Here is a 23,494-nt window from a genome sequence, read left to right as displayed (position 1 = left end):
AGAAAACCCATGTCGTTGATGAAACGATTTCAGGAAAAGAAAAAAGAAAATCCCGGCTACGGGGAAGGGGAGTCCTTCGCTGTTCTGGGGACCATGCCCACCACGGCCATCGCCAGACAGCAGGCCGTGACCGGCTTTGAAAAGGAGCTGGCGGACGACCTGGCCAAGCTCAAGTTGATTCGGAGCAAGAAGCAGAAAGAGGCCGAGAAGGCCGCGCACCTGGTGCCCAAGTACCTGCCCGTGGTGGAGACCCTGAAGGCGTCCGGGTCCGACCACCCCCTGCTGGGCCAGATCCTGGTGTGGCTCTTTGACATCGCCGATATCCACGGGGCCATGGCCCTGGCCTTGTATTGCATCGAGCACGGCGTGCCCATGCCCGAGCGATTCCGCCGGGACCTGCCCATCTACCTTTGCGACACCATCACCGAGTGGGCCGAAGGCGAGCAGGACGCCGGGCGATCCGTGGAGCCCTACTTCGGCCAGGTGTGCGAGCTGGCCGAAGGCTGGGACATCCCCGACGAGGTGAGCGCCAAAATGCTTAAACTGAAAGGCCTGGTGGCCATGGACCTGGAGTCCTGGAGCGAGGCCGTAACCCATTTTGAACGTGCCGAGGAGTACGGCGCCAAGGTGAAAACCGTGCTGGGCAAAGCACGGAAGAAGCTGGAGAGCGCCAAACCCGCCGAGGAGAAGCCCGCCGAACCGGCTGAGGCCTCCGGGGCGGAAGCCGACGGCACCGAATAAAGCTCCCACACCACCGGCCGATCCCGCCGAGCCGTGCGTTCACGCTTTGTGAAACGCTTCGGACCCAGGCGGGGGCCGGTCCAAACCCAGAAAGGATAATTTATGCCTGGTTTTACCGGAATCTCAAATCAGATCGACCCCACCACTGTTGTGAAAAATGCTCCCTTTTGGCCCGACATCAATCTGGCCGAATTCCAGGCGGCGTATCGCTTGCCCCCCGATTACAGCGATGGGCTTTTAAAGGATCGGCTGAGCCTTGCCATGTTGTGGGCCAACGGTGAGCTGAAAGGGTTTCAGCACGAACAGCAGCAGGCCGGGGTGCAAACGCTTGACGAGGTCCCCGTGGACGATGGCGAGAGACTGGGAGGTGTTCACCCCAAGGTGATGCATTACACCCGTGCGGTCTGTTGCCACGCCAAGGCTCTCTTGCTCGCAGATTACGCCACATTGCACCGAAGGAATGATGCCCAGGCAGACACCATGGAATCCCCTGAAGCTTCCGACCGTTGGCGAAGTGAATCCTTTGCAGCCCTTTCACACATTCGCGAGTCGCTGAGCATTATGGTGGAGGCCCTTTAAGGAGGACAGATGAAAAAGCTCTCAGCCCTTACAACCCACATGCTGACCCTTCCCGGCATTACCCGGGACCAGATCGAAGCCTTTACCGATCAGGGGAGACTGATCTCCGAAGGCAAAGACCTGGGCTACGGCCTCCAGGTGGGCCGCTTTAAATACGAGGCGGTGATTTCCATCGACCGGTGTCGAGCTGAGATTGCTGAGCAGCTTCTCTCCACCCTGTTGATCTGGCTGGATGCCAACGACCCCGAGCGTGATGTCCTGGATCTGGCCGAGCCCGACGTGGACGTCACGCCTTTGGATGACCAGACCGTTGGGGTGGATATCTCGGTGGAGTTTGACGAGCCCCTGGTCATCGTCCCGGACCCGGAAGGGCCCCTTGCCTTTGATGGGCAGGCGTGGCGGGTGGGCGATGCCGAGGTGAACGTGGCCGAGAACCTGGCGGGGCTGGAGGCGGTCTGATGGACGTTCAAGTCAAGGAAGACAAACGGGCCACCTTGAGGCTTCTGGATCAGTTGGATGTGCTGAGCATGAAGCCCCGCGAGCGAAAGCGGGTAATCAGGAGCATGATGGGCCAGACCCGGACCAAGTCCCGGCGCAACACTGCATCTCAGAAGACCATTACGGGGCAAAAGTTCACCCCTCGAACCAAGCGCTCTAAGTCCCGACGCCGCATGCTCATGGGGTTGACGAAACAGCTGAGCACCAAGCTCAAGAATGACCACAGGGGTGTTGTGGGGTGGGCGCATCACGTCCCTGCCGCTATTGCAAAAACGCACCAGGATGGGGCGACCGTTGAATGCAACTCCATAGAAAATAAGATGCATACCGGACATTCGCCCTCTTATTTCAGAAAGCCATTGACGATCAAGCAAGCCCGGGCCCTGAAACGATATGGTTTCAGGCGACGGATCGCCCGAAAGCATGGCAAGGCCGTTTGGCGACGGGCCACAACCCGGTGGATTAAGGACAACGTCACCCTTGGCCAGGCCGGACTGATTCAGAACGCTTTGGTGCACAACGGTGAAACCAGAAAGCCAAACAGGTGGAAGGTGAAAGTTCCTGCCCGACCATTCCTCGGCGCTACACAGGAAGACGCCGACGCCTACCTTACCGAAATGGCTGAAACCGCCTTACAACGCATTAGAAAAGCATAGGGCAACCGTCATAAGGAGACCTTCATATGTCACTCGGAACGATTCAGATTAACCGGCTCAACCTCATGCAGGGACCCCTGCCCGAGATCGAGCGCCATTTCCTGTTTATTGGAGAGGGCACCGTCAACGTGGGCAAGGTGCTTTCCGTGAGCAACGCCACGGACCTGGACGAAGCCCTGGGGGCCGACGCCTCCAACCTCAAGACCCAGGTGGAGGCCGCCATGGTCAACGCCGGGCAGAACTGGGGGGCCAGCGTGCTGCCCATCGCCGCCGACGGGTCCTGGGCCGATGCCGTGGACTACGCCATGGAGGTGACGAGCTGCGAGGCCATCGTCATCACCGATCCCATTACCCAAAAGACCGACATTGAGGCCATGTTCACCAAGGCCAAGTCGATCCTGGCCACCTACATGCGGCCCGTTTTCTTCATGGCCAGCGTGCGGGGGTGCGGAGCGGACGAGAGCTGGGCCGATTACATCGCGGCCATCGAGCCCATCACCGACGGGGTGGCCGCCGACCAGGTGTGTGTGGTGCCTGCCCTGTGGGGACCGGACCAGGGGACCTTGGCCGGGCGTTTGTGCAACCGGGCCGTCACCGTGGCCGACACGCCCATGCGGGTGGCCACCGGTCCCCTCATCGGCACCTTCGGCGAAAGGCCCACGGACAAGGACGGGGTGATGCTCTCCATGGCTCACCTGAAGGCCCTGGACGCGAAACGGTTCTCTGTTCCCCAGTGGTACCCGGATTACCCCGGGGTGTACTGGGGCGACTGCAACATGCTGGACGTGCCCGGGGGTGATTTTCAGGTTGTTGAAAACCTTCGCGTCATTCAGAAGGCCATGCGCCAGGTGTATCCCCTGACCGTGGCGCGCATCGGCGACCGCCGCCTGAACTCCACGCCGGAGTCCATCGCCCAGAACGCCAGCTACTTCATGCGGCCCTTGAGGACGATGTCCATCGGGTCGCGCATCGGCAAGGAGATCTTCCCCGGGGAGATCCACCCCCCGGCCCGGGACGCCATCACCATCCAGTGGGTGGATAAGGACTCCGTGCGCATCTACATGAAGGCGCGGCCCTACAACTGCCCCAAAGACATCACCGTGAACCTGATGCTGGATCTCAGCACCAACGCATAGGAGTGACCCATGAAGCGAATCAGCAACAGCAGCTTTTCATTTAGCCTGGGGGATTTTCGCCTGCGGGCGGAGAAGGCCTCCCTCTCCATTGAAGACGGGCGGAAGTCCGTGCAGGACGGGGGCGTGCCCAACGGGTGGGTGCCCGGGGCGGTGAGCGCCTCCGGAGACATCGAGCTGGATGCCACGGCCATGGCCATCCTGGCGGAAGAGGCGGCGGCCAAGGGCTCCTGGCAGGGCATCGAGCCCGTGGACCTTCAGTTCTACGCCAAGGGGACCAAGGAGGAGGAGAACGTGGAGGCCTTCGGGTGCCTTCTGAACCTCAAGGACATCATGGACTACGACCCCACCAGCGACAAGAAGGCCACCGTCAAAATCGGCTTTGAGGTGACGAGCCCCAACTTTGTGAAGATCAACGGCATACCCTACCTCGATCCGGCCAGGGTGGAAGGGCTCACCGACTGATGGACATATTGGACCGCGCACAGATCCTTGAAGCCCGCGAGCGCAACGCCGCCGTGGCCAGCGCCCGGGCCGCCCTTCCCACGGGGCCGGGCCTTGCGATCTGCGCGCATTGCGAAGAACCGATCCCCGAAGGGCGCAGGAAGGCCATGCCCGGCTGCACCCTGTGTCGGGACTGTCAGGAAGAACTGGAGACCATGTGATGGAAGCAACACGAGGCATTCGCAACAACAACCCCGGCAACATCCGCCACGGCGACGACTGGGACGGCCTGGCCAAGGTCCAGCCGGACCCCGCCTTCTGCCTGTTCAAAACCCCGGAGTACGGCATCCGGGCCATGGCAAGGGTGTTGACCAACTACCAGCGCCGTCACGGCATCAAGACCGTGCGGGGCATCATCACCCGATGGGCGCCTCCCAAGGAGAACGACACCGACGCCTACGTGGACCATGTGGCCCAGGTGGTGGGCGTGGATCCGGACGAGCCCCTGGTGGTGATCGAGGTCTTGCCCCGGCTGATCCCGGTGATCATCAAACACGAAAACGGCCAGATGCCCTACAGCGACGACCAGATCGCCACGGGGATCCGCATGGCCACCACCTAAAAAAGGAGACGCCCATGTTTTTGACAGCCATTGCAAGTTCCGCTTCCCACATCCTTGGCCGCATGGCCCTGGCCGTTGCCAGTGAAAAGATCCTCACCCGCCTGGTGATCCTGGGGCTGAAGAAGCTGGCTAAACAGACCACCAACACGGTGGATGATGAGCTGGTGGCCTTCGTGGCCGACGAATTGACCACCCGAGACCTGCCCGAGGCTGAAAAGGCCCTGGTCAAATAACCACAAGCCACTTTGAGGGGAAAGAGCTGTGACACACCCGACAAATGAACCTCTGTCTTTTCGTGACCTGGTCGACCTGGGTGCACGCTACGTCTGGCCCCTCATCGTGTGCTGGTGCGTTTTTACCTACACCCAGACCCTGGAGGCCAAAGAAGAGATTTTTAACACTCAGCTGAAGATGTCTCAGCTGGAGCTGAAGATAGCCCGGGAATACACCTCCAAGGCCGACATCGAGAAGATGTTCGCGGAATTCAACGCGCGCTTCTCTGATTTTGAAACCCGATTCGACAAACGCCTGGACGAACGCTTTTCCATGTTTGAACAGATCATCAAAAAGTAAGGAGAAAGACCCATGAGCACAAAAATCACCCTGACCATCGACGGCACCGCCATTGATTTTGACGTCACCCCCGCCCACCATGAGCGCCTGATCAACGAGATGCAGCCCACCGACAAGGTGCAGCCCACCCACAACTTCCTGGTGCGCTGTGTGACCCCTGAGAGCAAAGAGGCCCTGAAGCCCTTCCTGGAGAACCCCACCCACGTGATGGCCATCGGCACCCACTTGATCAACAAGGTGGTGCCCGCCATCGAGGTGGCGGTGGGGGAGTAGAACGGATTGCCGCCGGGATAGAGAACTCCGCTCTATCCCAGATGACGGCCTTCTCCCACAAGTGGTTCCCGGGGCGTGAGGTGACGCCCAGGGCCATGGGGGAAGCGCTCTTCCTGGAAAAGGACTATTGGGAAAAACAGCGCATGGCCACTGCCGCAGGCGTGGCCATGGCGTTCAACGGAAGGTGATGCATGGCAAACCAGCTTCAAAAACTGATGTTCACCATCGACCTGATGGACAAGGTGACCGGCCCGGCGGGGAAAATCAAAAATTCCCTGGAGGGCGTGACGGACACCTTCAGCAAGGTGGCGGGCGGGGCCGCCGGGGTGGCTGCCGCCGGTTACGCGGTGTCGGCCCTGACCGCCCCGGCCCAGGAGTTCAACATGGCCATCGGCGAGGTGCGAAGCCTGGACGTTGCCCAGAACTCCCTGGACATGCTGGCGGACAAGGCCATCGCTTTTTCCGTGAAGTACGGGGAGTCGGCAAAGGACTTTGTGTCGTCGTCCTACGACATCCAGTCAGCCATTGCCGGGCTCTCCGGAGAGGAGCTTTCCTCCTTCACCAACGCTTCCAACATCCTTGCCAAGGGGACGAAATCCGACGCCGCAACCATCACCGATTACATGGGCACCATGTACGGGATCTTCGCCGACTCCGCCAACGCCATGGGCAAGGCGGACTGGGTGGAGCAGCTCACCGGGCAAACGGCCACGGCGGTGCAGATGTTCAAGACCACGGGCTCCGAGATGGCCGCATCCTTTTCCGCCCTGGGGGCTAAGGCCACTTCGGCGGGCATTGACCAGGCCGAGCAGATGGCGGTGCTGGGATCGCTCCAGGCCACCATGTCCGGCTCCGAGGCCGGGACCAAGTACAAGGCCTTCCTTGGCGGGATCGGCGGGGCCCAGGAGAAGCTGGGGCTCTCCTTTACCGATGCCAACGGGCGCATGCTGGGGATGGTGGACATCCTGCAGAAGATCCGGGGCAAGTTCGGGAGCACCCTGGACGTGGCCGAGTCCGACGCATTGAAAGAGGCCTTCGGCTCCGACGAAGCCGTGGCCATGATTGATTTGCTATTGCCCAAGGTGGGCAAGCTGGAAGGCGACATGAACGCCCTGGGCAAGGTGAAGGGCATGGAAAAAGCCATGACCATGGCCGATGCCATGGTGGATCCCTTTCAACGGTTGAACCAGGGGACCAAGGCCCTGCGCATCGGCCTGGGCCAGGCCCTTCTGCCCACATTGATCCCTGTGGTGGAGACCATGGCCGAAGGGGCGGGGACCATGTACCAATGGACCCAGGAGTATCCCACCCTGACCAAATACATCGGCTACGCGGTGATCGGGGTGGCGGGCCTCACCGCTGGGTTGGCCGCCTTTGCCATGGCAGGTGGCGTGGCCAGTATGGCCACCATGGGCTGGGGCGTGGCGGTGAGCGCGGTGTCCGGCATCATGGCCGTGTTCCGGGGCGTGATGGTGGCCGGGCAGATCGCCATGTGGCTCATGAACACAGCCATGTGGGCAAACCCGGTGCTGCTCATTGCCGGAGGCGTCGTGCTTCTCACCGGGGCCATTGCCGCCGCCATCTACTACTGGGACGACCTCAAGGCCGCCTTCATGGACTCCTCCTGGGGCAAGGCCATCATGGGGGGCATCGACTGGGTGATGGGGGGCTTTGCCAAGCTGGGGGACGCCTGGAGCTGGGTGAAGGGAAAATTCTCCTGGATACCGGGGGTGGGGGACGATCCCGTGGCCGAGGCGCCCAAGACATCGCCTTCCCTGGAGGCGCCCAGGCAGGCGGCGGTGCCTGCGGGGGGCGTGTCTCAATCCATTGCCACGGCCGTCTCCAACACCAGCACAACTTCATCTCAAACCGTGCATGTGGGGAAGATCGTCACATCCCGGCCCATCAACGCACAGGAGGTCACCAGCCAGCTGGTGATGGCATCGTAAATGGCAACCTATCTTGACCTGTTGATTGAGGACGACGACCTGGTCCTGGACGCCGGGGGCAACCCGGCCACCATCACGGATCGGGACGTCATCGCCCAGGACTTGGTTCACATGATCCGGGAGGAGGGCTTTTTGCCGCCCCTGGTGGGCAACCGCAACCGGGGGCTGGTGGATCGCACCAAGATGATGATCACCCTGGCCGTGGATAACGATGTGCGCATCGTGCCGGGTTCCGCCGCCATTGACGAGGTGAAACCCGGGGAATTCTATCTGAGGGCCGAGACCATGGATTTTGGCCCCATCGGCTTTTCGCTGGAGGTGTGATGACGGACGTATACGAGCAGATGCTGGTGGACGCGGGGATCCCCGTCTCCCAGGAGGCCATGGAAACCGAATGGCGGGCCATCAACGCCGAGGAAGAGGTGGGCATCGCCAATGACTCGGAGTGGGCCCCCTTCTGGCGGTTGATTACGGCCATCGCCACCAAACCGGCCATGTGGCTGGTGCAGCTCCTGGCAACCCAGGTGCTTCCCAACTTCTTCCTGAAGGACGCCACCGGGGCCTGGCTGGAGCTGCTGGCCTGGGCCGTGGATCTGGAGAGGAAAAAAGCCGCGACCACCCGGGGTTTTCTCGTGTTTACCCGGGAGGCCGCCGACGGGGAGGTGACGGTGGAGGCCGGGATCCTGGTGGCCACGCCGCCCATCAACACGAAGATTTACCGGGTGCGCACCACCCAGGAGGTGACCATCCCGGACGGGGTGATCTCCGCCCAGGTGCCGGTGGAGGCGGAGATCCCGGGCACGGCCCACAACCTGGGGCCGGGTTATTTCACCGTGCTGCCGGAGCCTGTGTCCGGGATTGCCACGGTCACCAACGAGGTGGAATGGATCACCATCGCCGGGGCCGATGCCGAGTCTGACGACTCCCTCCGGTTGCGATGCCGCAACCAGTTCTCCGCCGTGGGCCAGTATCATCATGACGCCGCATACCGGGCGGATATCTCCCTGTTCGCCGGTATCCAGCCCGACTTTGTCTGGTTCGAACACGACGCCCCCAGGGGCCCGGGGAGCGCCAACGCCTTCGTGATGATCGACTCCGGCCAGCCGTCCCAGTCCTTTGTGGACGGCATCAACACCTATATCCGGGACCAGGGCCACCACGGCCATGGGGACGACATGCTGTGCTTTCCCATGCCGGAAAAACCGGCGGCGCTGGTGGTGACTGTGTACCACGACGGGGTTCTCTCCGGAGAGAGAATCGCCGCCCTGAACCAGGCCGTGTCGGACCGGGTGCGGTTCGCCTTTCGCGAGAACCAGGATTTTTCCAAAATCACCCGGACCATGCCCTTTTCCCGGTTCTCCTTTTCCACCCTGGCCTATGAGCTTCACCAGCAGCTTCCGGACTTAAAGTCCGTATCCTTCAGCCTGGGCGACATCGTGAGCGCCATGGAGATCCCCACGCTTTCCTCCCTCACCGTCAACACGGAGGTGGCCTGATGACCGAACTACCCGCCTTTGACCTGCCCGTCTGGATGAACAAGGGCCAGGTGGCCAAGCTGGCCGCCGCCGCCCACCGCTGGTTCACCCGCCTGGGCGAGTGGGCCCTCTGGCCCCTGAAGCAACTGGACCCCATGACCTGCCGGGAGGCCGTGCTGGAGCTCATCGCCTGGCAACGCGACATCACCCGGTTCAAGGGCGAGCCCCTGGACCTCTTCCGCCTGCGCGTTCGCCACGCCTACGCCAACGCCCGGGACGCCGGAAGCGTGGAGGGCTTCAAACAGATTTTCGAGCGCCTGGGCGTGGGCTACGTGGAGCTGGAAGAGCGCATGCCGGGCCGCGACTGGGACGTGGTGGCCATCCGCCTCTCCGACAACCAGCTGGCCCAAAACGAAAGCCTACTTTCCACCCTGATTCAACACTACGGCAGGACCTGCCGCCGCTACGAATGGAAGATCATCACCACCATCCCCATGGAGATCCAGGTGGTGGAGTTTTCAAACGATCACCTGACCGAAACAGCCATATTGGAGGAGCCATGAGCAGTGCAATCACCGCCTTGGGCCAGACCCGCATCAACCAGCTACGGGGCGAGGAAAAACCCCTTGTCATCGATCGCATGATGCTTGCCCTGGTCCCCGGCCTGGACCCATCCCAACCCGTGGACCGCAACCAGCAGATGCCGAGTGGGGAGCATATCGTCCATACCCACACCATCGATGATGCCCACAAGGGCTACGTGAACCCGGACCAGGTGGTCTACTCCATGATCCTGGGCTCCGACGTGGGCGATTTTTCCTTTAACTGGATCGGGACCGTGGAGGCGGTGACGGGCAATGTGATCACAGTGACCACCACGCCGGAGACGCCCAAGAGGAAAACCGACCTGGCGAGCAATACCACCGGGAACAACATCACCCGGAACGTGATGATGCGGTTCCAGGATGCCCAGGCGCTGACCGGGGTGAGTGTGTCGGCGGAGACGTGGCAGTTTGATTATACGACGTGGATGGTGGCGAAGATTGAGGAGCATGATGGGGATGGGGGGGCGCATCAGGATATCCGGGACGCGTATGCAACGGCTGTGGGCGAGATCGCCGCGCAACAAGGAGCCTTGGCAAGTCTCAAGAGTCAACTTGGCAGTGCAGCTTACAGGGAGCTTTTAGGCACAGTTGCGATGAATGACGGTGTTCCAATCGGTGCGATCATCGAACGAGGCTCGAATGCAAATGGCGAGTATATCCGGTGGGCTGAGGGAACTCAGATATGCATTTCTCCACTGTGTCAGGTTGGAGCAATGAACATCGCCCTTGGCGGCGTAGGCTTGTCATCGACGGCAGAGTGGAACTATCCGGCATCGTTTGTTGCGACTCCTGCCGTGGAAGGTTGTCCATATGGCGGATTAAGTCATCACTGGGTCGGGCTTGGGCAGCGTGGGCATAGTATTACAACGGCATATATGGCGGCATTCTATGGCAAATTGACAACGGGTGCACCCAACTTTTTTATAAAGGCGACGGGGAGGTGGTACTAAAATGCTCATTAATCTGAGCCCGATTCGGGCAGACAAATCCCTTACAATCAAGAGGCAAGGTGACACGATGATAATCAATGGTGAACCCTATGATTTCTCGCCGATCCCCGATGGCGGCATCCTCCCCAAAGATGCAATCGAATCCGATGTGATCATCTCGGATGTTGAGCGAATAAACGGGGAGATCGTCTTGACGATCCTTGCCCCACACGGCCCTAATGCCACGCATGAAGAACGGTTCCCACAATCATTGGAAATATACGAAGACGGAGAAGTCTTATGGGGAAAATAGACTACGAACAGATCAAAACCGCTGAGCAGAGAGCGGAGGAAAAGCTTTCCCAAGACAAAGAAAATACCATTACCACCCGGGCTGCGGAATACGGTGGTACGGATGGTACGGACAAGGCTTTGCTCGAAGCTCTGCTCAAAAAGTTTAAAGATGATCCAGCCATTGCGCCTATTTGGGAAAGACGGCAAGAGATTCAGGCGGCAAACCCATATCCCGAGGGGGAGTAAGTGTTTTGGACCGAACAACCCCCCAAACCCACGAGGTACACAGCCCCATGATGCAATTGGATGATTTCAAGGTCCCAGGCAAGAACCTGGTGGTGAAAGGCAACTTGGAGTTTCGCACGGAGGATATCGCCGGTGAGACATCGGGGACCGATGCCGTGGAGAAGGGGACCAAGCCCAAGATCCTGCGGGTGTCGCTTCAGATCCCCTTTACCAGGGCCACGGACCTGGGGGGACTGATTCAGACCGCCGAGACCTTAAACAAAGAAGGAGCCCGGAAGATCTGGACCATCACCCACCCCACGGCCAATGCCGTGGGGATTCGCCAGGTGCAGTTTGCCGAGCATGTGAACTGGGAGGAGGCAGGGGGGCTTCAGATGTGGAAGGTCTCCTTTACCCTTCGGGAGTGCAAAAGCAACCCGGAGCGGGTGGAGGTGCGCAAGCCGGTGAAGCTTCAGTCGTCGTGGAGGAATGGCCGTGGGGCTGATTCTTTTGATGATGTTCTGGAAAACGCGGAGGCCTTGACGTGAAACTGGAGAAGATAGTGATGGTGGCCGGGGAACCGGTGCCCCTGGTCCGGGAGCACGTGAGCCTGGATATCTCCACGCCGGGCCGGGCCGACTTCACGGTGATCAGCGACAAGCCCCTTTCAGGTATTGTGGAGATGGCCATGGGCGATGCCCGGAAGGACCCGGTGGCGTTTTTCACCGGGTTTGTGGTTCGAAGCCACACGGTGGACGCCAGGCAGCAGCGCCTTTTTTGCCGGGAGCTTTCGGCGGTGCTGTGGGGCTCCTTGCCCGTTTCGATCCGGAACGCCTCCCTGCGGGACGTGCTGGGCGTCTACGCTCGGAAAACCGGGCTCTCCTTCGTGGTTCCGGAGGTGGGCTATGCGGCCACCCCGTCCCCGGCCTTCCAGACCATCGCCAACGGCATCCATGGCCTGGATTCTATGGGCGCCGTGTTTTCCATCCCCAACTACATCTGGCAGCAGCAGGGCGATGGCCAGGTCTTTGTGGGGGCCTGGGAGGACAGCCGGTGGGCGGGCAAGCCCTTTACCGTGCCGGAGACCTTCTTCCAAGACGTGCAGCTCGACGGCACCAAGACACTTCAAGCCGTCCCCGGCCTGCGGCCCGGGGTGCAGATGAACGGGCAGTACATCACAAGCCTGCAACTCAAAGAACACTTTATGGTGGTGACATGCGCGAAGCGATTAGACGCATAGTGCTCCGGATGTTTCCGGAGCTCTCCGGAGGCTATCACCTGGACCGGTACGCCCGGGTGGTGAAGATCTCTGACCCGCCCGTGGCCGGTGCAACCTGTGATCGGTTCCGGCCCTACTGGGCGGCGGACATCGAGATCCTGACCCCCGAGGGCGAGCCCGCCCCGGACTTCCCCCGGTTCGAAGCCGTGCCCCTGCCTGTTCCGGCAGCAGGGCCCGACGCCGGGCTTTTTCTTTGGCCCCGGCCCGGCACCATCGTCACCGTGCGGTGGGTCGAGGGTCGCCCCGATCACCCGGTGATCCAGCACGTCTACCCCATGGGGCTCTCCATGCCGGGCGTGCCGGATGGCTCCGGACTCTGGCAACAGCGCCCGGGTGTTCACCAGCTCCACGATGCCGCAGGCAACTGGGAGCGGACAACAGACCAGGACATCCTGGACGCCGCCCGGAACATCGAGGAGGTGGCCACGGCCCTGCGAAAGCTCCAGGCCCAGACCGTGGACGATACCGCAAGCGGGACCCGCTCCGAGTCGTCCGGAGAAAAGACCGTCACCGTCTCCGGCACCCATGCCGAGACCGTGGGCGGATCCTCCACCGAAACCGTCACCGGCCCCAAGGCCATCAACGCCGCCGCCGTGACCCTGGCCGCCCCGGCCATCACCATCGGGGCCCCGGGTGGCGTCTCTCTCCTGCCCACACTGACCAGCGCCCTGGGCGCCATCAAGGATGCCCTGGCCGCCCTGGCCAGCCACACCCACCCCGGGGTGGGCCAGTCTTCTGCAGCCGGCACCGTGGCAGCCAAGGCCACCACCGTGGGCGTTGCAAAATCCGACATCGACTCCATCCAGGGCTAAAACGCAAACCGGCGGCTGATCCAGCCGCCAGCACCTCTCCTTCCACCACACCCCGAATCTGTGATCCCCCAATAACAACGGGCTCCTCAGCCCACGGCACGGGTGAAATCCCCGTGCCGTTTTTTTAGCGCCGACGGGAAACCGCCCAAAGCCCCGCCATCCGTGAAAAATCCCAGACCCGGGAAAAATTTTACTCCTCCACACCTCACCTTCGATGGTTTTGGTGCGTTTTTTTGCAACTAATGGGATGGGTGCAAAGGGGAGCTGGAAGTCCGTTGTTATTGAGCTTCCGTAGGTTCTCGGGGTTTGCAGAGTTTGCAAGGGATTGCGGGAGAAGGCAATGGAGAGGGTGCTTTTGAAAATAAATCGGAGGATCAATAATTTAACTTGATTACTTAATTATAAGTGAGTTAATTGAATCAGGCTGTTGATCTATTGATGATATAATAAAGTCCAGGAGAGAGTTTTTTTGAAAAAAAAGTATGTGAACTTTGATGCTTTGATGCGAGAGTATGTTGTGAAAAAAAGGTTAACATTAATATAGAGGGTAAAACCCACCTTTAGTGGGGGCTCCCCAAGTTTGACAGTTCTACCAGTGGGAGTAGATAACTTTTTATAAATATTAACGGTTTATAACACTATGCGAGACGCATTGAACGGAGCGCCGCACTCCTGTGCTGCTTTTTAGTCTGTTGTTACCCATGCCCCACCAGAGTGAGGCGCTCCAGGGATCAAGGGGGACTAAATGGTGATGAAAACACGCTGATGGTCGAAACGATGATTAAGGCCAAAAAGAAACCTAACCGATAGTGGGCATTGGCACCTTTAGGCGTAGAAATAGACCGCTTTGAGCGATTAACATTCAAGCCTTCCGTTCGACGGGAGGTTATGATTTAATTTGAGGTCATTTTGCTTGGTAGCTTGATTTGCTATAGTTTAGTGTTTAGAGTTTAGCTAATGAGGGTTGGAGGTAGTTGTGCTGGGGTATGTTTTAAACAAAATTTTCGGTGGTTATTGGAATATTAAACAAAAAGCAAATAGGTATAATTTTTATTTGAAATTGTATTTGTATTTGCAAACTTCTTATGGAAGTTCAATTGCTTATAACTCAAAATTTAAATCTCCTGCATGTTTTCCCCATGGGATGAAAAGTATTTTTATATCAGGGGGGACAGTTGTGGGGGATAATTGTGTTATATTTCAGCAGGTTACTATTGGGTCAAATACCTTGATTGATACGCAAAAAGTCGGGGCACCGAAAATTGGTGATAATTGTTATATTGGTTCTGGTGCAAAAATTATTGGCGCTATAACTATAGGGAATAACGTGCGTATTGGTGCCAATGCTGTTGTGTATAAAGATGTTCCAGATAATTGTGTGGTTGTCGGAAGTAATAGGATTATAAAAAGAAAACACTTAGATAATAAATTTTACAGCTTTCAATCGAATGGGTGGGCCTATTTTGATAAAGGCTTCTTTGTAAAAGAAGAAGATCCTAATAGGTTGAATATGCTTAATCGTTCTTAAACGTGAGTGATATTGAATTTGTTATGTTAGTAATAACTTTTTGGCTATTCAGTTTTTGGAATGAAAAATATATTGCGCCAAAAATTATGATACTGCATACAATGGGCCGTGTATTCTCGAGTGTATTAATCGATTCATATGCTTGGATGTAGGGGGTGTTTAAGTATTCATGCGATATTTCCAGCTTCAGTTGTGAATGGCCCTGATATAGATTGTATAGGGGGGGGCTTAGGTCATCCGATATTTTTCGACACCCCATGAGGAAAGGTTGACCATGGGCTCTTCGTGACTTTTTTTGTCGTTTTTTATTACAGTTTCGTTACGGTTGTCTTTAACTATATAATATTATACGGTATTTAAAGAGACTTAAAATCCCTCGGCCGCAAGGCTGTACGAGTTCGATTCTCGTTCCGGGTACCATAAAAATCATTGAATTTCAGGGAATTATAAAGGGCCTCTCGATTAAATCGAGAGGCCCTTTTTTTTGGTCAAATGTTCTGGAATAGGTCCCAAAATGCTTGTCATTACGCTATTCCCGTACAGTTCCCGTAAAGTTTCTGTATAGTTTCGGGGGGCTGGGAACTTACGGGAAATGTGCGGCTAAGATTTTGTAGTATTTAGTCGTTTGTGAAGTACTGCAATGTTTTGCAACTAACATACAACAATTTGTTAAAAAATTGTTTGATGATATGCTACATGGTAAAAATTTGTCATCAATATTTTTAAATATTTCAAAGTAAAGTGGGCTATTCATCGTCGGGGCTTTTGGGCGGCTGGATTGGCCCCAATGTGAACCTTTCCGACGCTTCGACCAGGTGCTGCGGGGAAAGATGGGCATAAACCATGGTGGAGGTGATGGACTTGTGCCGCATCAGTTCCTGGATGGCCTTGAGGGGTTCGCCCTGCATGGCCATGACACTGGCGAAGGTGTGGCGGAGGTCATGGAAGTGGTACTTTTCATATCCGGCGGCCCGTGCGGCTCGTTTGAACATCTGCCCGATATACGTGACGGTCGTCCATCTCCAGAGGGTTTTACGCACGGGGGCCTTTTCCATCCGGGTGATGCAGCGCTCCAGGACCTCCCGGGCGGTGCTGTTGATGGGAACCCGGGACTCTTGCCGGTTTTTCTGCTTGGCTGAGATCCGCAGGAAGCCCTTGGGGTTGTCGATGTCCTGGGGCGTAAGCCGGAGAGCCTCACCGGAACGCAGCCCCAGGTAGGCCGTGAGGGTGCAGAAATCGTAAAATTCCGGGTCTTCGATCTTCTCCATGATCTCAGTAAGCTCTGGGATTGGGATGTAGCGTACCGTTTTCGGTACCGCCGGTGCCTTTGGAAAGATCAATGGCTTGGCGTAGCCCCATTCCGTGGCTTTTTTTAAGGCCGCCTTGACGTGCCGATACACCTTGGCCACGTAGGCCGAGGACAACCCGTCCTGAAGAAGGCTGCTGGTAAGCCGGTCGATATGGCGCCCGTTGATCTCGCTGACGACGGTGTGGTCCCCCCAGCATTCGCTGGCCTTGTTCAGGGCCTGTTGATACAGCTTGAACGTCCCATCGGCCCGGGTCGCCTCGATGTAATCAAGGAGTTCCTCTTTGTAATTCCCCCAGGCAACTTCCATCAGGGAATCCTTGGTTCTTACCTTTCCCATGAGGAGCTGCTGGTTGAACTGGTTGAGAAGCTTCTTTGCAAGCTTCGGGTCTTTTGTGGCCCGGCTGTTCCCGGGAAGGCAGAGAGCCTTCCGCCGGGTCCTTGTGTTGCCTTTGCTCTTGCTTTTGGACATGGCAGGCTTGGCCTCTTCCCATTCCGCGAAAAAGCCTCCGTATGTCGGATGTCTCCAGAGGTGGGCAAGGGTAGTATGGTAATTTGCCTTCACAGCCATTCTACATGCCCCCGATCTCTAAACGTTCTGAGTTGTACCATTGGTCGATGGACTCACGGTCCACCACATACCGGCCCGTTCGCTTAAATCCGTAGATATACCCCTCATCCACCCACGTGCGCAGCTTGCGCATGCTGGTCTTGGCGTACACCACCGCTTCTTCCATGGTCAGCCATTTGGGTTGGGATCCCGCCTCCTGAACCGTCTCTTTAACCTTCATGGCCACCATGTCCGCCAGCGCTTCCAGTTGTTCGTTGTCAATTCTCGGCATGCTTCCTCCTTTAATCTCTTATGCACATGGGATCCCGGAGCAGTTCCTCCAGGGCCTCGTTCATCGCTTTCTTTGTTTTATGCTTGCTCACCAGTTTCCAGCCGCCGGTGTGGCTGAGTTCTTTGATCACATTGCCGTAGCCCAGCGTCCGGAAAATCCGAAAGCCAGCATTGAGGAGCTTGACCCGGCATGAGCCAGTGAGGTTCAGAGGCCCTTCCTCCTGGTTCATCATGGACAGCGCCATGTTCGGGATCCGTTCAAGCTCCGTCTTCAGGTCCCGAAGGGCCAGGACCAGGGCTGCGGATTCATCCGGCTTGCATTCGGTCAGGTTCACTTTTCGGATTTCGTCCGTCAGCTTCTCCACCCGGGTGGTGGCTCTGGTTGCTTTGGAGATTTTCGCCTTGGGTTGCTTCGGCTCATCCGTTTCGTTGGTTTTGATGCCCGTGGCCTGGTTGAATGCCGCCTCCATGGCCTCGGGAGTCTCCATCCGGGAGATGGCGATGAGGGCCCGATTTGAGATGACTACGCGTAGACATTTTTCCCGGATCGCCTCCGGCAGCTTGTTCAGGCCCAGGGTTTCGGTGATGTTGTTGCGGGACTTGCCCACAACCCGGGCAAGATCCTGGTGGGTGTACTTAAACTCCTTCTGCATTCGGGCATAAGCTTCGGCCTCCTCCATGGGCGTGAGGTCTTGCCGGAACATGTTTTCGATGAGGCCGATCTCCGCCGGGCTTCCCGTGGTGAAGTAGCAGGGCACCGTTGCCTTGCCTGCCAGCTTGGACGCCCTCCACCGCCTCTCACCGCCCCCAATAAAGTATTGGTCCTTTTCAACGAAGATGCATAAGGGGGTGATGACGCCCTGGTGCCGGATCGATTCGGCCAGGGCCTCCAGCTCCTCCTGGTTGAACACCTGCCGGGGCTGGTACGGGTTCGGTTTCAGGGCATCCACCGGCACGTTGAGGAAGCTGCCCTGGGGCAGAAGCTCATGGGATGAGGTACCGGTCTCCCCGCCGAACCCGGCGGCGATCTTCACCTTTTTGTTGGCTCCGAGCTTTTTCATAGGGCCAGGTACTCCTCGGTGAGGGCGGCATAGTCTTCGGCCCCGATCCCCTTGGGTGCGAATTGAAAAATGCTCTGCTCCTCGATGGCCGCCTGGAGCAGGGGCTCCGTTTTTCTGATCTTTGTCTGGAGCATGATCTCACGGTATTGCGCCAGCTCGCCTTCCGCCCATTCATTGGTGCGGGTGGTGGTGCTGCGGTACATGGTGACAAACAGGCGCACGGTCTTTCCGGCAAGGCCGATTTCGGCGATCTTGTTATGGATGTTGGCGATTCCGCCGATGGAAAAACTCCCGTAGTCGCAGGGGATCAACACATGGGTGGCCGCCACCAGGGCGTTGATAGTGAGCAGGCCCAGGGAAGGGGAGCAGTCCAGGAGAACGTGGTCATAGTCCAGCCCCTGGAGGGCCTTGGCCAGCCGTGACTCGGAGAACAGCTCCGGGATCAACAGATCCTCGGCACGCTTCAACGTCTCGTCCGCCGGGAGCAGATCCACATGGCCGCCCAGGACATCCTTCACCACCGCCTTGGGGATCCCCGCCTCCTGGTGGAGCACATGGCTTGTTGTGTAGGCACAGCCCGAAGAAAAGATTCCGGCGGCGCTGGTGAGGTTCGCCTGGGGATCCAGATCCACAAGGAGAACCCGCTTTCCCTCCAGGGCGAGCCCGGCGGCCAGGTTGATGGCGGTGGTGGTTTTGCCCACGCCTCCTTTTTGGTTTGCGATGCAGGTGATGTTCACAGGTCTTGACCTCCTTGATGCTTTTGGCAGGTGGGCGTTGTGGAATTTTGGGGTATTGCTTCAGGGGGAATCATTTTCATGAACGTGCACCAAATCGTTTTCCCGTTTCGGCCTGTTGGGTGGGCGAATAGGGGTTGCGTGCCGAGCAAGTCCAGCAGATGCTGGATTGATATTTGGGTTTCGTTCCATTTGAAAATCAAAATACCGTGTAGGTCGAGGACTCTCATGCACTCATCAAATCCGGCTTTTATCTCGATTTCCCAGCCAGGGAAGAGGGCCCCGTATTTTTTGGCCAACCACGAGTTCTTGCCCAGTTTGTTGAGATGTGGTGGATCAAAAACAACAAGCTTAAAACTGTTGTCTGCAAATGGAAGGCACGTGAAATCTGCCAGTGTATCCGGTGAGACTTCCAGGGCTCTTCCGTCGCAGAGAATGTGGGTTTCATTTCTTTTGTCGGTAAAGAGAACGTTGGGGTTTTTCTTGTCAAACCACATCATTCTGCTGCCGCATGTTACGTCTAAAATCGGTATGCTATTCATGGCTGCCTTTCCGCACCACAAGGCTTAAGGCCTCCACTTGCACGTACCCAACCTTTCCTATCAGCCACGCCACATGTCGATTGCCGGGCAGGCATCCGATCCCCCGGATGGTGTAGGTCTTGCCATCGTCGGGGCCGCCGATGACAGGGTGGTATCGGACAGGGTCGTTTTTCTTAAAGATGGGGTGGGGCTTACCGAGTAGGGTTGCCGGTGTTTTCCGTTTTTCCGAGGCCGTAAGGCCCGATTTTTCACGCTTCATGGCTCTCCTGATTTTGGGCGCACTTCACCCGTGACGGGAAACGCCCTTTTTGCCAGTCTTTTTGTCGTTGGATGTTGTGGCCGGAGTCTCACACAGCAGCCATCCATCAGCTCATTTGTTCAGCCTGTCTCATCAGTGCCGGGCGGCCAGTCCCGTGCAGACTCCCGGAAAAGGGAGTTTCGACTCTTCTCTAAACTGTTCTACAGGGCCTTGATCCGTGTCAGCTTCACGGGGAAGGGGAAGCCGACAAGCCACACCATGCTGTTGCCTTTTCGCGAAACGAAGGCGTCAGAGCGTGTGAGGGTTACTGTCTTTTTACCCACGGTAACGGGTGTATTGACGGGGTGCATGTGGTTCCATTGGGTGGTTCCTTCCCGGTACATAAATTGTTCCTTAGTAATTATGTAGTTTTGAAAAGGGCCATGTGGTATTGCCGCCGTACATACATTTATTCACCTTAATTAGGGAGGTAACACCACATGACCCGATCTGAATCTAAAATACTTACAGCCATTGTCTATGGGATCTGGCGATCTGAGATAAAAGATGACTCTGCCATGTCTCTTGATGAAAAAGCTGAACTGTTTATTCAAATTATAGGGGACATAGAAACGCTTTCCGCCGACACTTTTGCCGCTTTTTCCAGTATTGGAAAAACGCTCCATGTGGATGATGAAGATCCTCAGGACGTACTGGAAGAAACATTGAAGATCATCGCTTCGCGTATTAGACCCAACAAATAAGAGTTATTTTTTTTGCCGGAGGTCGATGCCTCCGGCGATTTTATTCACTGTTTTGTTCAGGGCAATAAGCTGCTCCAGAATCATCTCCTCCGTTGGTATTTCGACAGGCAGGGCCTCACCCTGATCTTCCAGCAGCTTTGCAAGAGAACGGAGGCTGGGTTCCCATGATGAGTCCGCGCAGGCCGCCGCAAACATTTCGCAATCCCGGAAGTAAGAGTCTTCACCTTTGATGGGCGTCCATCGGATCTTTTTGGAGTCGGGGTCCCTTCGCTTTTCTTCGGCCAGGAGCATCCTGGCATATGCCGGTTCGGTATCTGCGTTCAGGTAGAGCCTTTGAAAGTCGCTATCCTTGCGGGTGAGGCGGTAGTGAAAAAGGTCCTTGAGTTGGTCCATGTCCACGGTGCGGATTTCCTGAGGTCTGAATGCGCCGTTCCTGTGAAGAGCCTCAACCATTTTGACCTGTGTCTTTTGGAACTGTGACCTGGATGAGCCCTTGACACCGAAAACCACACTCTGCCCCTTTTCTCTCAGCCATTCGTATGCCGTATCGATGCGTGCTTGTCCGTCCTCGTCGTCACCACACATACAGCCCAGGTCAAGGGCTGCTCGGAAGATGCTCATGGTTTCAGGGTATGCATTCTGGATCGGGTACCGGGTATTGAAAATAAGCTCCTCCAGCTCGACCCAGTTAGAGATGAAATCATACTCAACCAGCCAGCTGGTGAGGTCCTTGCCCCAGGCCCTGACAACATAGCAAAAGCGGTCCTTCCACATGGTGATCCCACATGTGAGGGCCACCGCTGAAAGGGGAACGATGCGCTTGGGAATTGTGGTGCTATGATTTTCGAGTAGCGTCATCGCCTGTTCTTTCATTACATCTCCTGATTCATCTTCCATGATTTCTGCTCCTTTTTTTATGTAGAGGGCTCTTGCCTCCTGGATTACGTTGATACCGCGATTAATACGTGGCGTGGGGCCTGTCAGTGAGGGGCGGACTGGTCCCTGTGATGGCCCGTGGGAAATCTCGTGTGTTACAGGGTGTTGTGTTTGTGTCTCGTGTGGACCACGTTTCTTTTTGATTCCAGCCTATTGCATTGCGCCGTTGCGTGTTCCTTGTTAAGGGAAAGCCATGGATAAGATGGAAAAGACCACACACATTCACATCCGGTGTACCCGGGACCTGAAGGAGCAGCTCACGAAGATCGCTGAAGAGCAGGAGCGCACCCTTTCCGGGCAGGTGGTCTATTTCCTGAAAAAATCCATCAAGCAACATCAAGGCAGTGGGTCAGGTTGAGTCGCTGCTTTATTTACGGCTGCCTGGATCTCTTCGGGTGTCCCTTCAAGCCAAACAATAGGGTTGGTGCTGGTGGCATTAGCCAATTCTTTGGCTTTTTTCCATGATGGCCGCTTTTTTTCAGCGAATATTTCGCTCATAAAGCCTGCACTTAAATTCGCCTTTCTGGCTATCTTTATTTGCGTTCCACGTTTCATGCCCCATAACTTAGGCTTTGGCGAATATTTATGTTAAGCTTTATTCGCAATGGTCTAACTTAAAGAGGTTGCTTTTTTCTTAGCTCATTGCGAACATATTTTTATTTTTGATCTAAGGAGGGCTTCTTTGGCTGGAGACGAGTACACTCATTTTTTGGCAGCACTTAAGTGGGAAGCCGCTGAAAAGTGGAATCGTCAACGAACCGCGTTGGCCGATAAGGCAAATATTTCAGGAGGCTTCTTAAGTGAAATTATTAATGGCAAGAAGACCGCCGGTTTTAAAGCTCAAACGGCAATAGCCAAGGCATGCGGTTACCAATACGATGAGTTCCTCGTCCTGGGACGTAAGCTGCTGGCCGAAAAAGCCCCAGGCAGCCCCAAAAAAAACAGCGACGCCAACCTGACAAAAGATGTACCCACCAAAGAAGTGAAGGTTGGCAAGAAGATGGAAGTTGAAGCACTGAAAGAGCTTCTTCAGCACTATAAGGTGATGCTGGAGTCGAACACGGCTGAGCTTAGCGCATTGCGTGAAGAGATCGGTTACCTTAGAGAACGAAACCGCGAGTTGGAAACAGCTAAGCGGGAGGCGGAGACCAAAGACAAGCCGTCAAAGCCTGAAAAAAAAACGGCCGTGTGATTCCCAGGCACAATCGCTCTAAGGCGGAGGTGCATTTTTTTTACCCCGAAAGGGAACAATGTTCGCATTGAAGGAACATTATAAATAGGTAGTGGGTGTGTGCCGGGCTGCGAGTGTGGCCCGGTTTTTTGTTATATGTATCTTGTGTTAGAGGAGTCTGGTTTTGGCAAAAAAAATAGGTGAATTTCTTAATAGAAAGTATCTGGCTGATGACGTCGAAATTGGAACGTGCAGAAGCATTTATGAAAATTTCCTTGTCGACAATGAGACATCCCAGATGGAATTTATGCTGGATAAAGATGCCCTTGTTTTTACGAATTTTCGAATGCTTATCATAGATACTGAGCCTACGGGTTTTCGTTCGACAAGGGTGTCTGTAACATCGGCCCCCTGGAAATCCATTGCAGGTTTTACAATAGGAAGTTTAGCGCCTTCTGATGGAGGATTCTTTCTGAAATTCTGGGGGCTGGGCTTAGGTACTTGTGAGTTTGTATTTGCAGAAGGTATCAATTTTGGGAAGGTCAATAGCTTTATAAATCAGAAGATTATTATGCAGTAATTTTTATGTGAGGCCGGGCTACGGGTGCAGTTCGGTTTTTTGGGCTTTGTTGAATTTGGAATATAGGAGTTGAAATGAATCAATCTGGAAAGAAAGTTGATGATCAGGCCAATGCGTCTATGCCCCAGTGGGATATACCACGGGGGGATGGCCTCCCATGGTATGAACAGAAGGGGAAAGTGGTTTTATTTTTGATTATATTTTTCCCTGTGGGGCTTTACGGACTTTGGAAGAGCGAGCAATTCGATAAGAAGGCGAAGGTTTTTTTAACGTGTGCTGTGGCGTTAATTGTTTTGATTGCTGCTACGGATAATACGTCCACGTCCACGCCCACGAATACGTCCACGAATACGACAGCAACAAACCCAGCGCCCTAAAAAGAATGGTACACCGGTGGTAACTTGAATTCTGGAAGTGCTCTTGGTTGGCAAGATGCTGATTATGCGAATAAATTAGCCACGGCAGGCGGTATGTTCGCGGCTTTATGGAACGAAGAGGCCTTCATTCCGGCGATTCAGAATCAAATTCGATCTATGGATGACATGAAGCCGTACGCAAAAGAGTTGGTCGTATTTATGGATAAGGCAACGGAAAAGAATCCTGATCCTGTCCAAAATGAGAAAATGTATGCTAACCAAAAAGTTAGCGAAATGGCAGTTATTGGCATGGTGATGATGGGTTGGATAAAAAGTTAGGCTGGTGGTCA

38 protein-coding genes and 1 other RNA gene are annotated in these 23,494 nt (G+C 56.1%); 29 read left to right on the top strand and 10 right to left on the bottom strand.

The features are described 5' to 3' along the window. Positions 1-9: 9 nt before the first annotated feature. From gpM to ACOYW0_RS03495, 23 genes are all read left to right on the top strand, one after another. Complete coding sequence (gene gpM, locus ACOYW0_RS03605; RefSeq protein WP_482417205.1) at positions 10-741, top strand: phage terminase small subunit; 732 nt, start codon at positions 10-12, stop codon at positions 739-741. Positions 742-843: 102 nt separating this feature from the next. Next, the gene (locus ACOYW0_RS03600; protein WP_482417204.1) at positions 844-1,320 is read left to right on the top strand and encodes a head completion/stabilization protein; all 477 of its coding nucleotides are present in this window, start codon (positions 844-846) and stop codon (positions 1,318-1,320) included. Positions 1,321-1,329: 9 nt separating this feature from the next. Next, complete coding sequence (locus ACOYW0_RS03595; RefSeq protein WP_482417203.1) at positions 1,330-1,779, top strand: phage tail protein; 450 nt, start codon at positions 1,330-1,332, stop codon at positions 1,777-1,779. Further along, on the top strand, positions 1,779-2,474 hold the full coding sequence (locus tag ACOYW0_RS03590) for a phage virion morphogenesis family protein (RefSeq protein WP_482417202.1): 696 nt from the start codon (positions 1,779-1,781) through the stop codon (positions 2,472-2,474). The genes ACOYW0_RS03595 and ACOYW0_RS03590 overlap by 1 nt, the downstream gene beginning before the upstream one ends. Positions 2,475-2,500: 26 nt before the next feature. Beyond that, positions 2,501-3,610, top strand: coding sequence for a DUF2586 domain-containing protein (locus ACOYW0_RS03585; RefSeq protein ID WP_482417201.1), 1,110 nt, complete (start codon positions 2,501-2,503; stop codon positions 3,608-3,610). A 9-nt stretch (positions 3,611-3,619) separates the two neighbouring features. Further along, positions 3,620-4,072, top strand: coding sequence for a phage protein (locus tag ACOYW0_RS03580; RefSeq protein WP_180136649.1), 453 nt, complete (start codon positions 3,620-3,622; stop codon positions 4,070-4,072). After that, positions 4,072-4,272: a TraR/DksA family transcriptional regulator gene (locus ACOYW0_RS03575; protein ID WP_482417200.1), complete on the top strand. Its 201-nt coding sequence runs from the start codon at positions 4,072-4,074 to the stop codon at positions 4,270-4,272. Before ACOYW0_RS03580 ends, ACOYW0_RS03575 begins: the two co-directional genes overlap by 1 nt. Continuing rightward, positions 4,272-4,673 carry a hypothetical protein gene (locus ACOYW0_RS03570; RefSeq protein WP_482417199.1) on the top strand — a complete coding sequence of 134 codons (402 nt, stop codon included), beginning with the start codon at positions 4,272-4,274 and terminating at the stop codon, positions 4,671-4,673. Before ACOYW0_RS03575 ends, ACOYW0_RS03570 begins: the two co-directional genes overlap by 1 nt. A 14-nt stretch (positions 4,674-4,687) precedes the next feature. Continuing rightward, entirely contained in the window at positions 4,688-4,906 is a 219-nt protein-coding gene (locus tag ACOYW0_RS03565; protein WP_152004835.1) for a hypothetical protein, read from the top strand. A gap of 28 nt (positions 4,907-4,934) precedes the next feature. After that, on the top strand, positions 4,935-5,246 hold the full coding sequence (locus ACOYW0_RS03560) for a hypothetical protein (RefSeq protein WP_152004834.1): 312 nt from the start codon (positions 4,935-4,937) through the stop codon (positions 5,244-5,246). 12 nt (positions 5,247-5,258) lie between these two features. Further along, positions 5,259-5,519, top strand: coding sequence for a putative phage tail assembly chaperone (locus ACOYW0_RS03555; RefSeq protein ID WP_180147153.1), 261 nt, complete (start codon positions 5,259-5,261; stop codon positions 5,517-5,519). A gap of 41 nt (positions 5,520-5,560) precedes the next feature. After that, complete coding sequence (locus tag ACOYW0_RS03550) at positions 5,561-5,707, top strand: DUF6890 family protein (RefSeq protein WP_175469783.1); 147 nt, start codon at positions 5,561-5,563, stop codon at positions 5,705-5,707. A 3-nt stretch (positions 5,708-5,710) separates the two neighbouring features. After that, positions 5,711-7,468, top strand: a complete 1,758-nt coding sequence (locus tag ACOYW0_RS03545; protein WP_482417198.1) for a phage tail tape measure protein — start codon at positions 5,711-5,713, stop codon at positions 7,466-7,468. Beyond that, complete coding sequence (locus ACOYW0_RS03540) at positions 7,469-7,792, top strand: DUF2590 family protein (protein WP_482417197.1); 324 nt, start codon at positions 7,469-7,471, stop codon at positions 7,790-7,792. Next, on the top strand, positions 7,792-8,964 hold the full coding sequence (locus tag ACOYW0_RS03535) for a baseplate J/gp47 family protein (protein ID WP_482417196.1): 1,173 nt from the start codon (positions 7,792-7,794) through the stop codon (positions 8,962-8,964). The genes ACOYW0_RS03540 and ACOYW0_RS03535 overlap by 1 nt, the downstream gene beginning before the upstream one ends. Next, positions 8,964-9,506 (top strand): phage tail protein, encoded by a 543-nt coding sequence (locus ACOYW0_RS03530; protein WP_180136640.1) that lies wholly within the window; start codon positions 8,964-8,966, stop codon positions 9,504-9,506. Before ACOYW0_RS03535 ends, ACOYW0_RS03530 begins: the two co-directional genes overlap by 1 nt. Continuing rightward, positions 9,503-10,498 (top strand): phage tail-collar fiber domain-containing protein, encoded by a 996-nt coding sequence (locus tag ACOYW0_RS03525; RefSeq protein WP_482417195.1) that lies wholly within the window; start codon positions 9,503-9,505, stop codon positions 10,496-10,498. Before ACOYW0_RS03530 ends, ACOYW0_RS03525 begins: the two co-directional genes overlap by 4 nt. A 1-nt stretch (position 10,499) precedes the next feature. Beyond that, positions 10,500-10,790, top strand: a complete 291-nt coding sequence (locus tag ACOYW0_RS03520; RefSeq protein WP_482417194.1) for a hypothetical protein — start codon at positions 10,500-10,502, stop codon at positions 10,788-10,790. Continuing rightward, on the top strand, positions 10,778-11,017 hold the full coding sequence (locus ACOYW0_RS03515) for a hypothetical protein (RefSeq protein WP_482417193.1): 240 nt from the start codon (positions 10,778-10,780) through the stop codon (positions 11,015-11,017). The genes ACOYW0_RS03520 and ACOYW0_RS03515 overlap by 13 nt, the downstream gene beginning before the upstream one ends. 47 nt (positions 11,018-11,064) lie before the next feature. Then, entirely contained in the window at positions 11,065-11,544 is a 480-nt protein-coding gene (locus ACOYW0_RS03510; protein WP_482417192.1) for a baseplate complex protein, read from the top strand. Next, positions 11,541-12,236: a hypothetical protein gene (locus tag ACOYW0_RS03505; RefSeq protein ID WP_482417191.1), complete on the top strand. Its 696-nt coding sequence runs from the start codon at positions 11,541-11,543 to the stop codon at positions 12,234-12,236. Before ACOYW0_RS03510 ends, ACOYW0_RS03505 begins: the two co-directional genes overlap by 4 nt. Next, positions 12,212-13,087: a hypothetical protein gene (locus ACOYW0_RS03500; protein WP_482417190.1), complete on the top strand. Its 876-nt coding sequence runs from the start codon at positions 12,212-12,214 to the stop codon at positions 13,085-13,087. Before ACOYW0_RS03505 ends, ACOYW0_RS03500 begins: the two co-directional genes overlap by 25 nt. Before the next feature lie 976 nt (positions 13,088-14,063). Further along, positions 14,064-14,615, top strand: a complete 552-nt coding sequence (locus ACOYW0_RS03495; RefSeq protein WP_482417189.1) for a serine acetyltransferase — start codon at positions 14,064-14,066, stop codon at positions 14,613-14,615. A 746-nt stretch (positions 14,616-15,361) separates the two neighbouring features. Here the strand turns inward: ACOYW0_RS03495 and ACOYW0_RS03490 are convergent. The 8 genes from ACOYW0_RS03490 to ACOYW0_RS03455 form a co-directional block, all read right to left on the bottom strand. Continuing rightward, positions 15,362-16,492 (bottom strand): tyrosine-type recombinase/integrase, encoded by a 1,131-nt coding sequence (locus ACOYW0_RS03490; protein ID WP_482417188.1) that lies wholly within the window; start codon positions 16,490-16,492, stop codon positions 15,362-15,364. A gap of 1 nt (position 16,493) precedes the next feature. Next, positions 16,494-16,763, bottom strand: coding sequence for a helix-turn-helix domain-containing protein (locus ACOYW0_RS03485; protein ID WP_482417187.1), 270 nt, complete (start codon positions 16,761-16,763; stop codon positions 16,494-16,496). A 10-nt stretch (positions 16,764-16,773) separates the two neighbouring features. Continuing rightward, the gene (locus tag ACOYW0_RS03480) at positions 16,774-17,823 is read right to left on the bottom strand and encodes a ParB/RepB/Spo0J family partition protein (protein ID WP_482417186.1); all 1,050 of its coding nucleotides are present in this window, start codon (positions 17,821-17,823) and stop codon (positions 16,774-16,776) included. After that, positions 17,820-18,560 (bottom strand): ParA family protein, encoded by a 741-nt coding sequence (locus ACOYW0_RS03475; protein ID WP_482417185.1) that lies wholly within the window; start codon positions 18,558-18,560, stop codon positions 17,820-17,822. The genes ACOYW0_RS03480 and ACOYW0_RS03475 overlap by 4 nt, the downstream gene beginning before the upstream one ends. Beyond that, positions 18,557-19,099, bottom strand: coding sequence for a hypothetical protein (locus ACOYW0_RS03470; RefSeq protein ID WP_482417184.1), 543 nt, complete (start codon positions 19,097-19,099; stop codon positions 18,557-18,559). Before ACOYW0_RS03470 ends, ACOYW0_RS03475 begins: the two co-directional genes overlap by 4 nt. Continuing rightward, positions 19,092-19,358, bottom strand: a complete 267-nt coding sequence (locus ACOYW0_RS03465) for a hypothetical protein (protein WP_482417183.1) — start codon at positions 19,356-19,358, stop codon at positions 19,092-19,094. The genes ACOYW0_RS03470 and ACOYW0_RS03465 overlap by 8 nt, the downstream gene beginning before the upstream one ends. Positions 19,359-19,476: 118 nt before the next feature. After that, an RNA gene (locus tag ACOYW0_RS03460) (hammerhead ribozyme type II) lies at positions 19,477-19,543 on the bottom strand. 15 nt (positions 19,544-19,558) lie between these two features. Then, the gene (locus ACOYW0_RS03455; RefSeq protein WP_482417182.1) at positions 19,559-19,741 is read right to left on the bottom strand and encodes a hypothetical protein; all 183 of its coding nucleotides are present in this window, start codon (positions 19,739-19,741) and stop codon (positions 19,559-19,561) included. A 96-nt stretch (positions 19,742-19,837) separates the two neighbouring features. Between ACOYW0_RS03455 and ACOYW0_RS03450 the strand changes: the two genes are divergently transcribed. Then, complete coding sequence (locus ACOYW0_RS03450) at positions 19,838-20,101, top strand: hypothetical protein (RefSeq protein WP_482417181.1); 264 nt, start codon at positions 19,838-19,840, stop codon at positions 20,099-20,101. A gap of 3 nt (positions 20,102-20,104) precedes the next feature. Here ACOYW0_RS03450 and ACOYW0_RS03445 read toward each other — a convergent pair whose 3' ends face one another. Next, positions 20,105-20,974, bottom strand: coding sequence for a terminase gpA endonuclease subunit (locus ACOYW0_RS03445; RefSeq protein ID WP_482417180.1), 870 nt, complete (start codon positions 20,972-20,974; stop codon positions 20,105-20,107). Positions 20,975-21,230: 256 nt separating this feature from the next. Between ACOYW0_RS03445 and ACOYW0_RS03440 the strand changes: the two genes are divergently transcribed. Next, complete coding sequence (locus ACOYW0_RS03440; protein WP_482417179.1) at positions 21,231-21,395, top strand: ribbon-helix-helix domain-containing protein; 165 nt, start codon at positions 21,231-21,233, stop codon at positions 21,393-21,395. Here the strand turns inward: ACOYW0_RS03440 and ACOYW0_RS03435 are convergent. Further along, positions 21,374-21,592, bottom strand: a complete 219-nt coding sequence (locus ACOYW0_RS03435; protein ID WP_482417178.1) for a helix-turn-helix domain-containing protein — start codon at positions 21,590-21,592, stop codon at positions 21,374-21,376. The genes ACOYW0_RS03440 and ACOYW0_RS03435 overlap by 22 nt on opposite strands. A 127-nt stretch (positions 21,593-21,719) precedes the next feature. Here ACOYW0_RS03435 and ACOYW0_RS03430 point away from each other — a divergent pair, with 127 nt between their 5' ends. The 4 genes from ACOYW0_RS03430 to ACOYW0_RS03415 all read left to right on the top strand — a co-directional run bounded on the left by ACOYW0_RS03430 (position 21,720) and on the right by ACOYW0_RS03415 (position 23,483). Continuing rightward, positions 21,720-22,229 carry a hypothetical protein gene (locus tag ACOYW0_RS03430; protein ID WP_482417177.1) on the top strand — a complete coding sequence of 170 codons (510 nt, stop codon included), beginning with the start codon at positions 21,720-21,722 and terminating at the stop codon, positions 22,227-22,229. A gap of 163 nt (positions 22,230-22,392) precedes the next feature. Next, complete coding sequence (locus tag ACOYW0_RS03425) at positions 22,393-22,788, top strand: PH domain-containing protein (protein WP_482417176.1); 396 nt, start codon at positions 22,393-22,395, stop codon at positions 22,786-22,788. Positions 22,789-22,862: 74 nt separating this feature from the next. Further along, a complete protein-coding gene (locus ACOYW0_RS03420; RefSeq protein WP_482417175.1) occupies positions 22,863-23,165 on the top strand; it encodes a hypothetical protein in 303 nt (100 codons plus the stop codon). A 24-nt stretch (positions 23,166-23,189) separates the two neighbouring features. After that, on the top strand, positions 23,190-23,483 hold the full coding sequence (locus ACOYW0_RS03415) for a hypothetical protein (protein ID WP_482417174.1): 294 nt from the start codon (positions 23,190-23,192) through the stop codon (positions 23,481-23,483). The last annotated feature ends 11 nt before the right edge of the window (positions 23,484-23,494 follow it).

The sequence above is a fragment of the Desulfoluna sp. HI9BLuna genome, from assembly GCF_056829775.1.
This window is presented reverse-complemented; position numbering and strand designations above follow the sequence as displayed.

Excerpts from the sequence above, each read along its gene's own strand:
- ACOYW0_RS03520 (WP_482417194.1), top strand. The coding sequence starts at position 10,500 with ATGCTCATTAATCTGAGCCCGATTCGGGCAGACAAATCCCTTACAATC.
- ACOYW0_RS03565 (WP_152004835.1), top strand. The coding sequence starts at position 4,688 with ATGTTTTTGACAGCCATTGCAAGTTCCGCTTCCCACATCCTTGGCCGC.
- ACOYW0_RS03595 (WP_482417203.1), top strand. The coding sequence starts at position 1,330 with ATGAAAAAGCTCTCAGCCCTTACAACCCACATGCTGACCCTTCCCGGC.
- ACOYW0_RS03485 (WP_482417187.1), bottom strand. The coding sequence starts at position 16,763 with ATGCCGAGAATTGACAACGAACAACTGGAAGCGCTGGCGGACATGGTG.
- gpM (WP_482417205.1), top strand. The coding sequence starts at position 10 with ATGTCGTTGATGAAACGATTTCAGGAAAAGAAAAAAGAAAATCCCGGC.
- ACOYW0_RS03550 (WP_175469783.1), top strand. The coding sequence starts at position 5,561 with ATGACGGCCTTCTCCCACAAGTGGTTCCCGGGGCGTGAGGTGACGCCC.
- ACOYW0_RS03515 (WP_482417193.1), top strand. The coding sequence starts at position 10,778 with ATGGGGAAAATAGACTACGAACAGATCAAAACCGCTGAGCAGAGAGCG.
- ACOYW0_RS03540 (WP_482417197.1), top strand. The coding sequence starts at position 7,469 with ATGGCAACCTATCTTGACCTGTTGATTGAGGACGACGACCTGGTCCTG.
- ACOYW0_RS03545 (WP_482417198.1), top strand. The coding sequence starts at position 5,711 with ATGGCAAACCAGCTTCAAAAACTGATGTTCACCATCGACCTGATGGAC.
- ACOYW0_RS03580 (WP_180136649.1), top strand. The coding sequence starts at position 3,620 with ATGAAGCGAATCAGCAACAGCAGCTTTTCATTTAGCCTGGGGGATTTT.
- ACOYW0_RS03435 (WP_482417178.1), bottom strand. The coding sequence starts at position 21,592 with ATGAAACGTGGAACGCAAATAAAGATAGCCAGAAAGGCGAATTTAAGT.
- ACOYW0_RS03590 (WP_482417202.1), top strand. The coding sequence starts at position 1,779 with ATGGACGTTCAAGTCAAGGAAGACAAACGGGCCACCTTGAGGCTTCTG.
- ACOYW0_RS03445 (WP_482417180.1), bottom strand. The coding sequence starts at position 20,974 with ATGAAAGAACAGGCGATGACGCTACTCGAAAATCATAGCACCACAATT.
- ACOYW0_RS03500 (WP_482417190.1), top strand. The coding sequence starts at position 12,212 with ATGCGCGAAGCGATTAGACGCATAGTGCTCCGGATGTTTCCGGAGCTC.
- ACOYW0_RS03570 (WP_482417199.1), top strand. The coding sequence starts at position 4,272 with ATGGAAGCAACACGAGGCATTCGCAACAACAACCCCGGCAACATCCGC.
- ACOYW0_RS03510 (WP_482417192.1), top strand. The coding sequence starts at position 11,065 with ATGATGCAATTGGATGATTTCAAGGTCCCAGGCAAGAACCTGGTGGTG.
- ACOYW0_RS03490 (WP_482417188.1), bottom strand. The coding sequence starts at position 16,492 with ATGGCTGTGAAGGCAAATTACCATACTACCCTTGCCCACCTCTGGAGA.
- ACOYW0_RS03530 (WP_180136640.1), top strand. The coding sequence starts at position 8,964 with ATGACCGAACTACCCGCCTTTGACCTGCCCGTCTGGATGAACAAGGGC.
- ACOYW0_RS03600 (WP_482417204.1), top strand. The coding sequence starts at position 844 with ATGCCTGGTTTTACCGGAATCTCAAATCAGATCGACCCCACCACTGTT.
- ACOYW0_RS03575 (WP_482417200.1), top strand. The coding sequence starts at position 4,072 with ATGGACATATTGGACCGCGCACAGATCCTTGAAGCCCGCGAGCGCAAC.
- ACOYW0_RS03585 (WP_482417201.1), top strand. The coding sequence starts at position 2,501 with ATGTCACTCGGAACGATTCAGATTAACCGGCTCAACCTCATGCAGGGA.
- ACOYW0_RS03465 (WP_482417183.1), bottom strand. The coding sequence starts at position 19,358 with ATGAAGCGTGAAAAATCGGGCCTTACGGCCTCGGAAAAACGGAAAACA.
- ACOYW0_RS03555 (WP_180147153.1), top strand. The coding sequence starts at position 5,259 with ATGAGCACAAAAATCACCCTGACCATCGACGGCACCGCCATTGATTTT.
- ACOYW0_RS03450 (WP_482417181.1), top strand. The coding sequence starts at position 19,838 with ATGACCCGATCTGAATCTAAAATACTTACAGCCATTGTCTATGGGATC.
- ACOYW0_RS03470 (WP_482417184.1), bottom strand. The coding sequence starts at position 19,099 with ATGAATAGCATACCGATTTTAGACGTAACATGCGGCAGCAGAATGATG.
- ACOYW0_RS03525 (WP_482417195.1), top strand. The coding sequence starts at position 9,503 with ATGAGCAGTGCAATCACCGCCTTGGGCCAGACCCGCATCAACCAGCTA.
- ACOYW0_RS03480 (WP_482417186.1), bottom strand. The coding sequence starts at position 17,823 with ATGAAAAAGCTCGGAGCCAACAAAAAGGTGAAGATCGCCGCCGGGTTC.
- ACOYW0_RS03440 (WP_482417179.1), top strand. The coding sequence starts at position 21,231 with ATGGATAAGATGGAAAAGACCACACACATTCACATCCGGTGTACCCGG.
- ACOYW0_RS03455 (WP_482417182.1), bottom strand. The coding sequence starts at position 19,741 with ATGTACCGGGAAGGAACCACCCAATGGAACCACATGCACCCCGTCAAT.
- ACOYW0_RS03420 (WP_482417175.1), top strand. The coding sequence starts at position 22,863 with ATGAATCAATCTGGAAAGAAAGTTGATGATCAGGCCAATGCGTCTATG.
- ACOYW0_RS03535 (WP_482417196.1), top strand. The coding sequence starts at position 7,792 with ATGACGGACGTATACGAGCAGATGCTGGTGGACGCGGGGATCCCCGTC.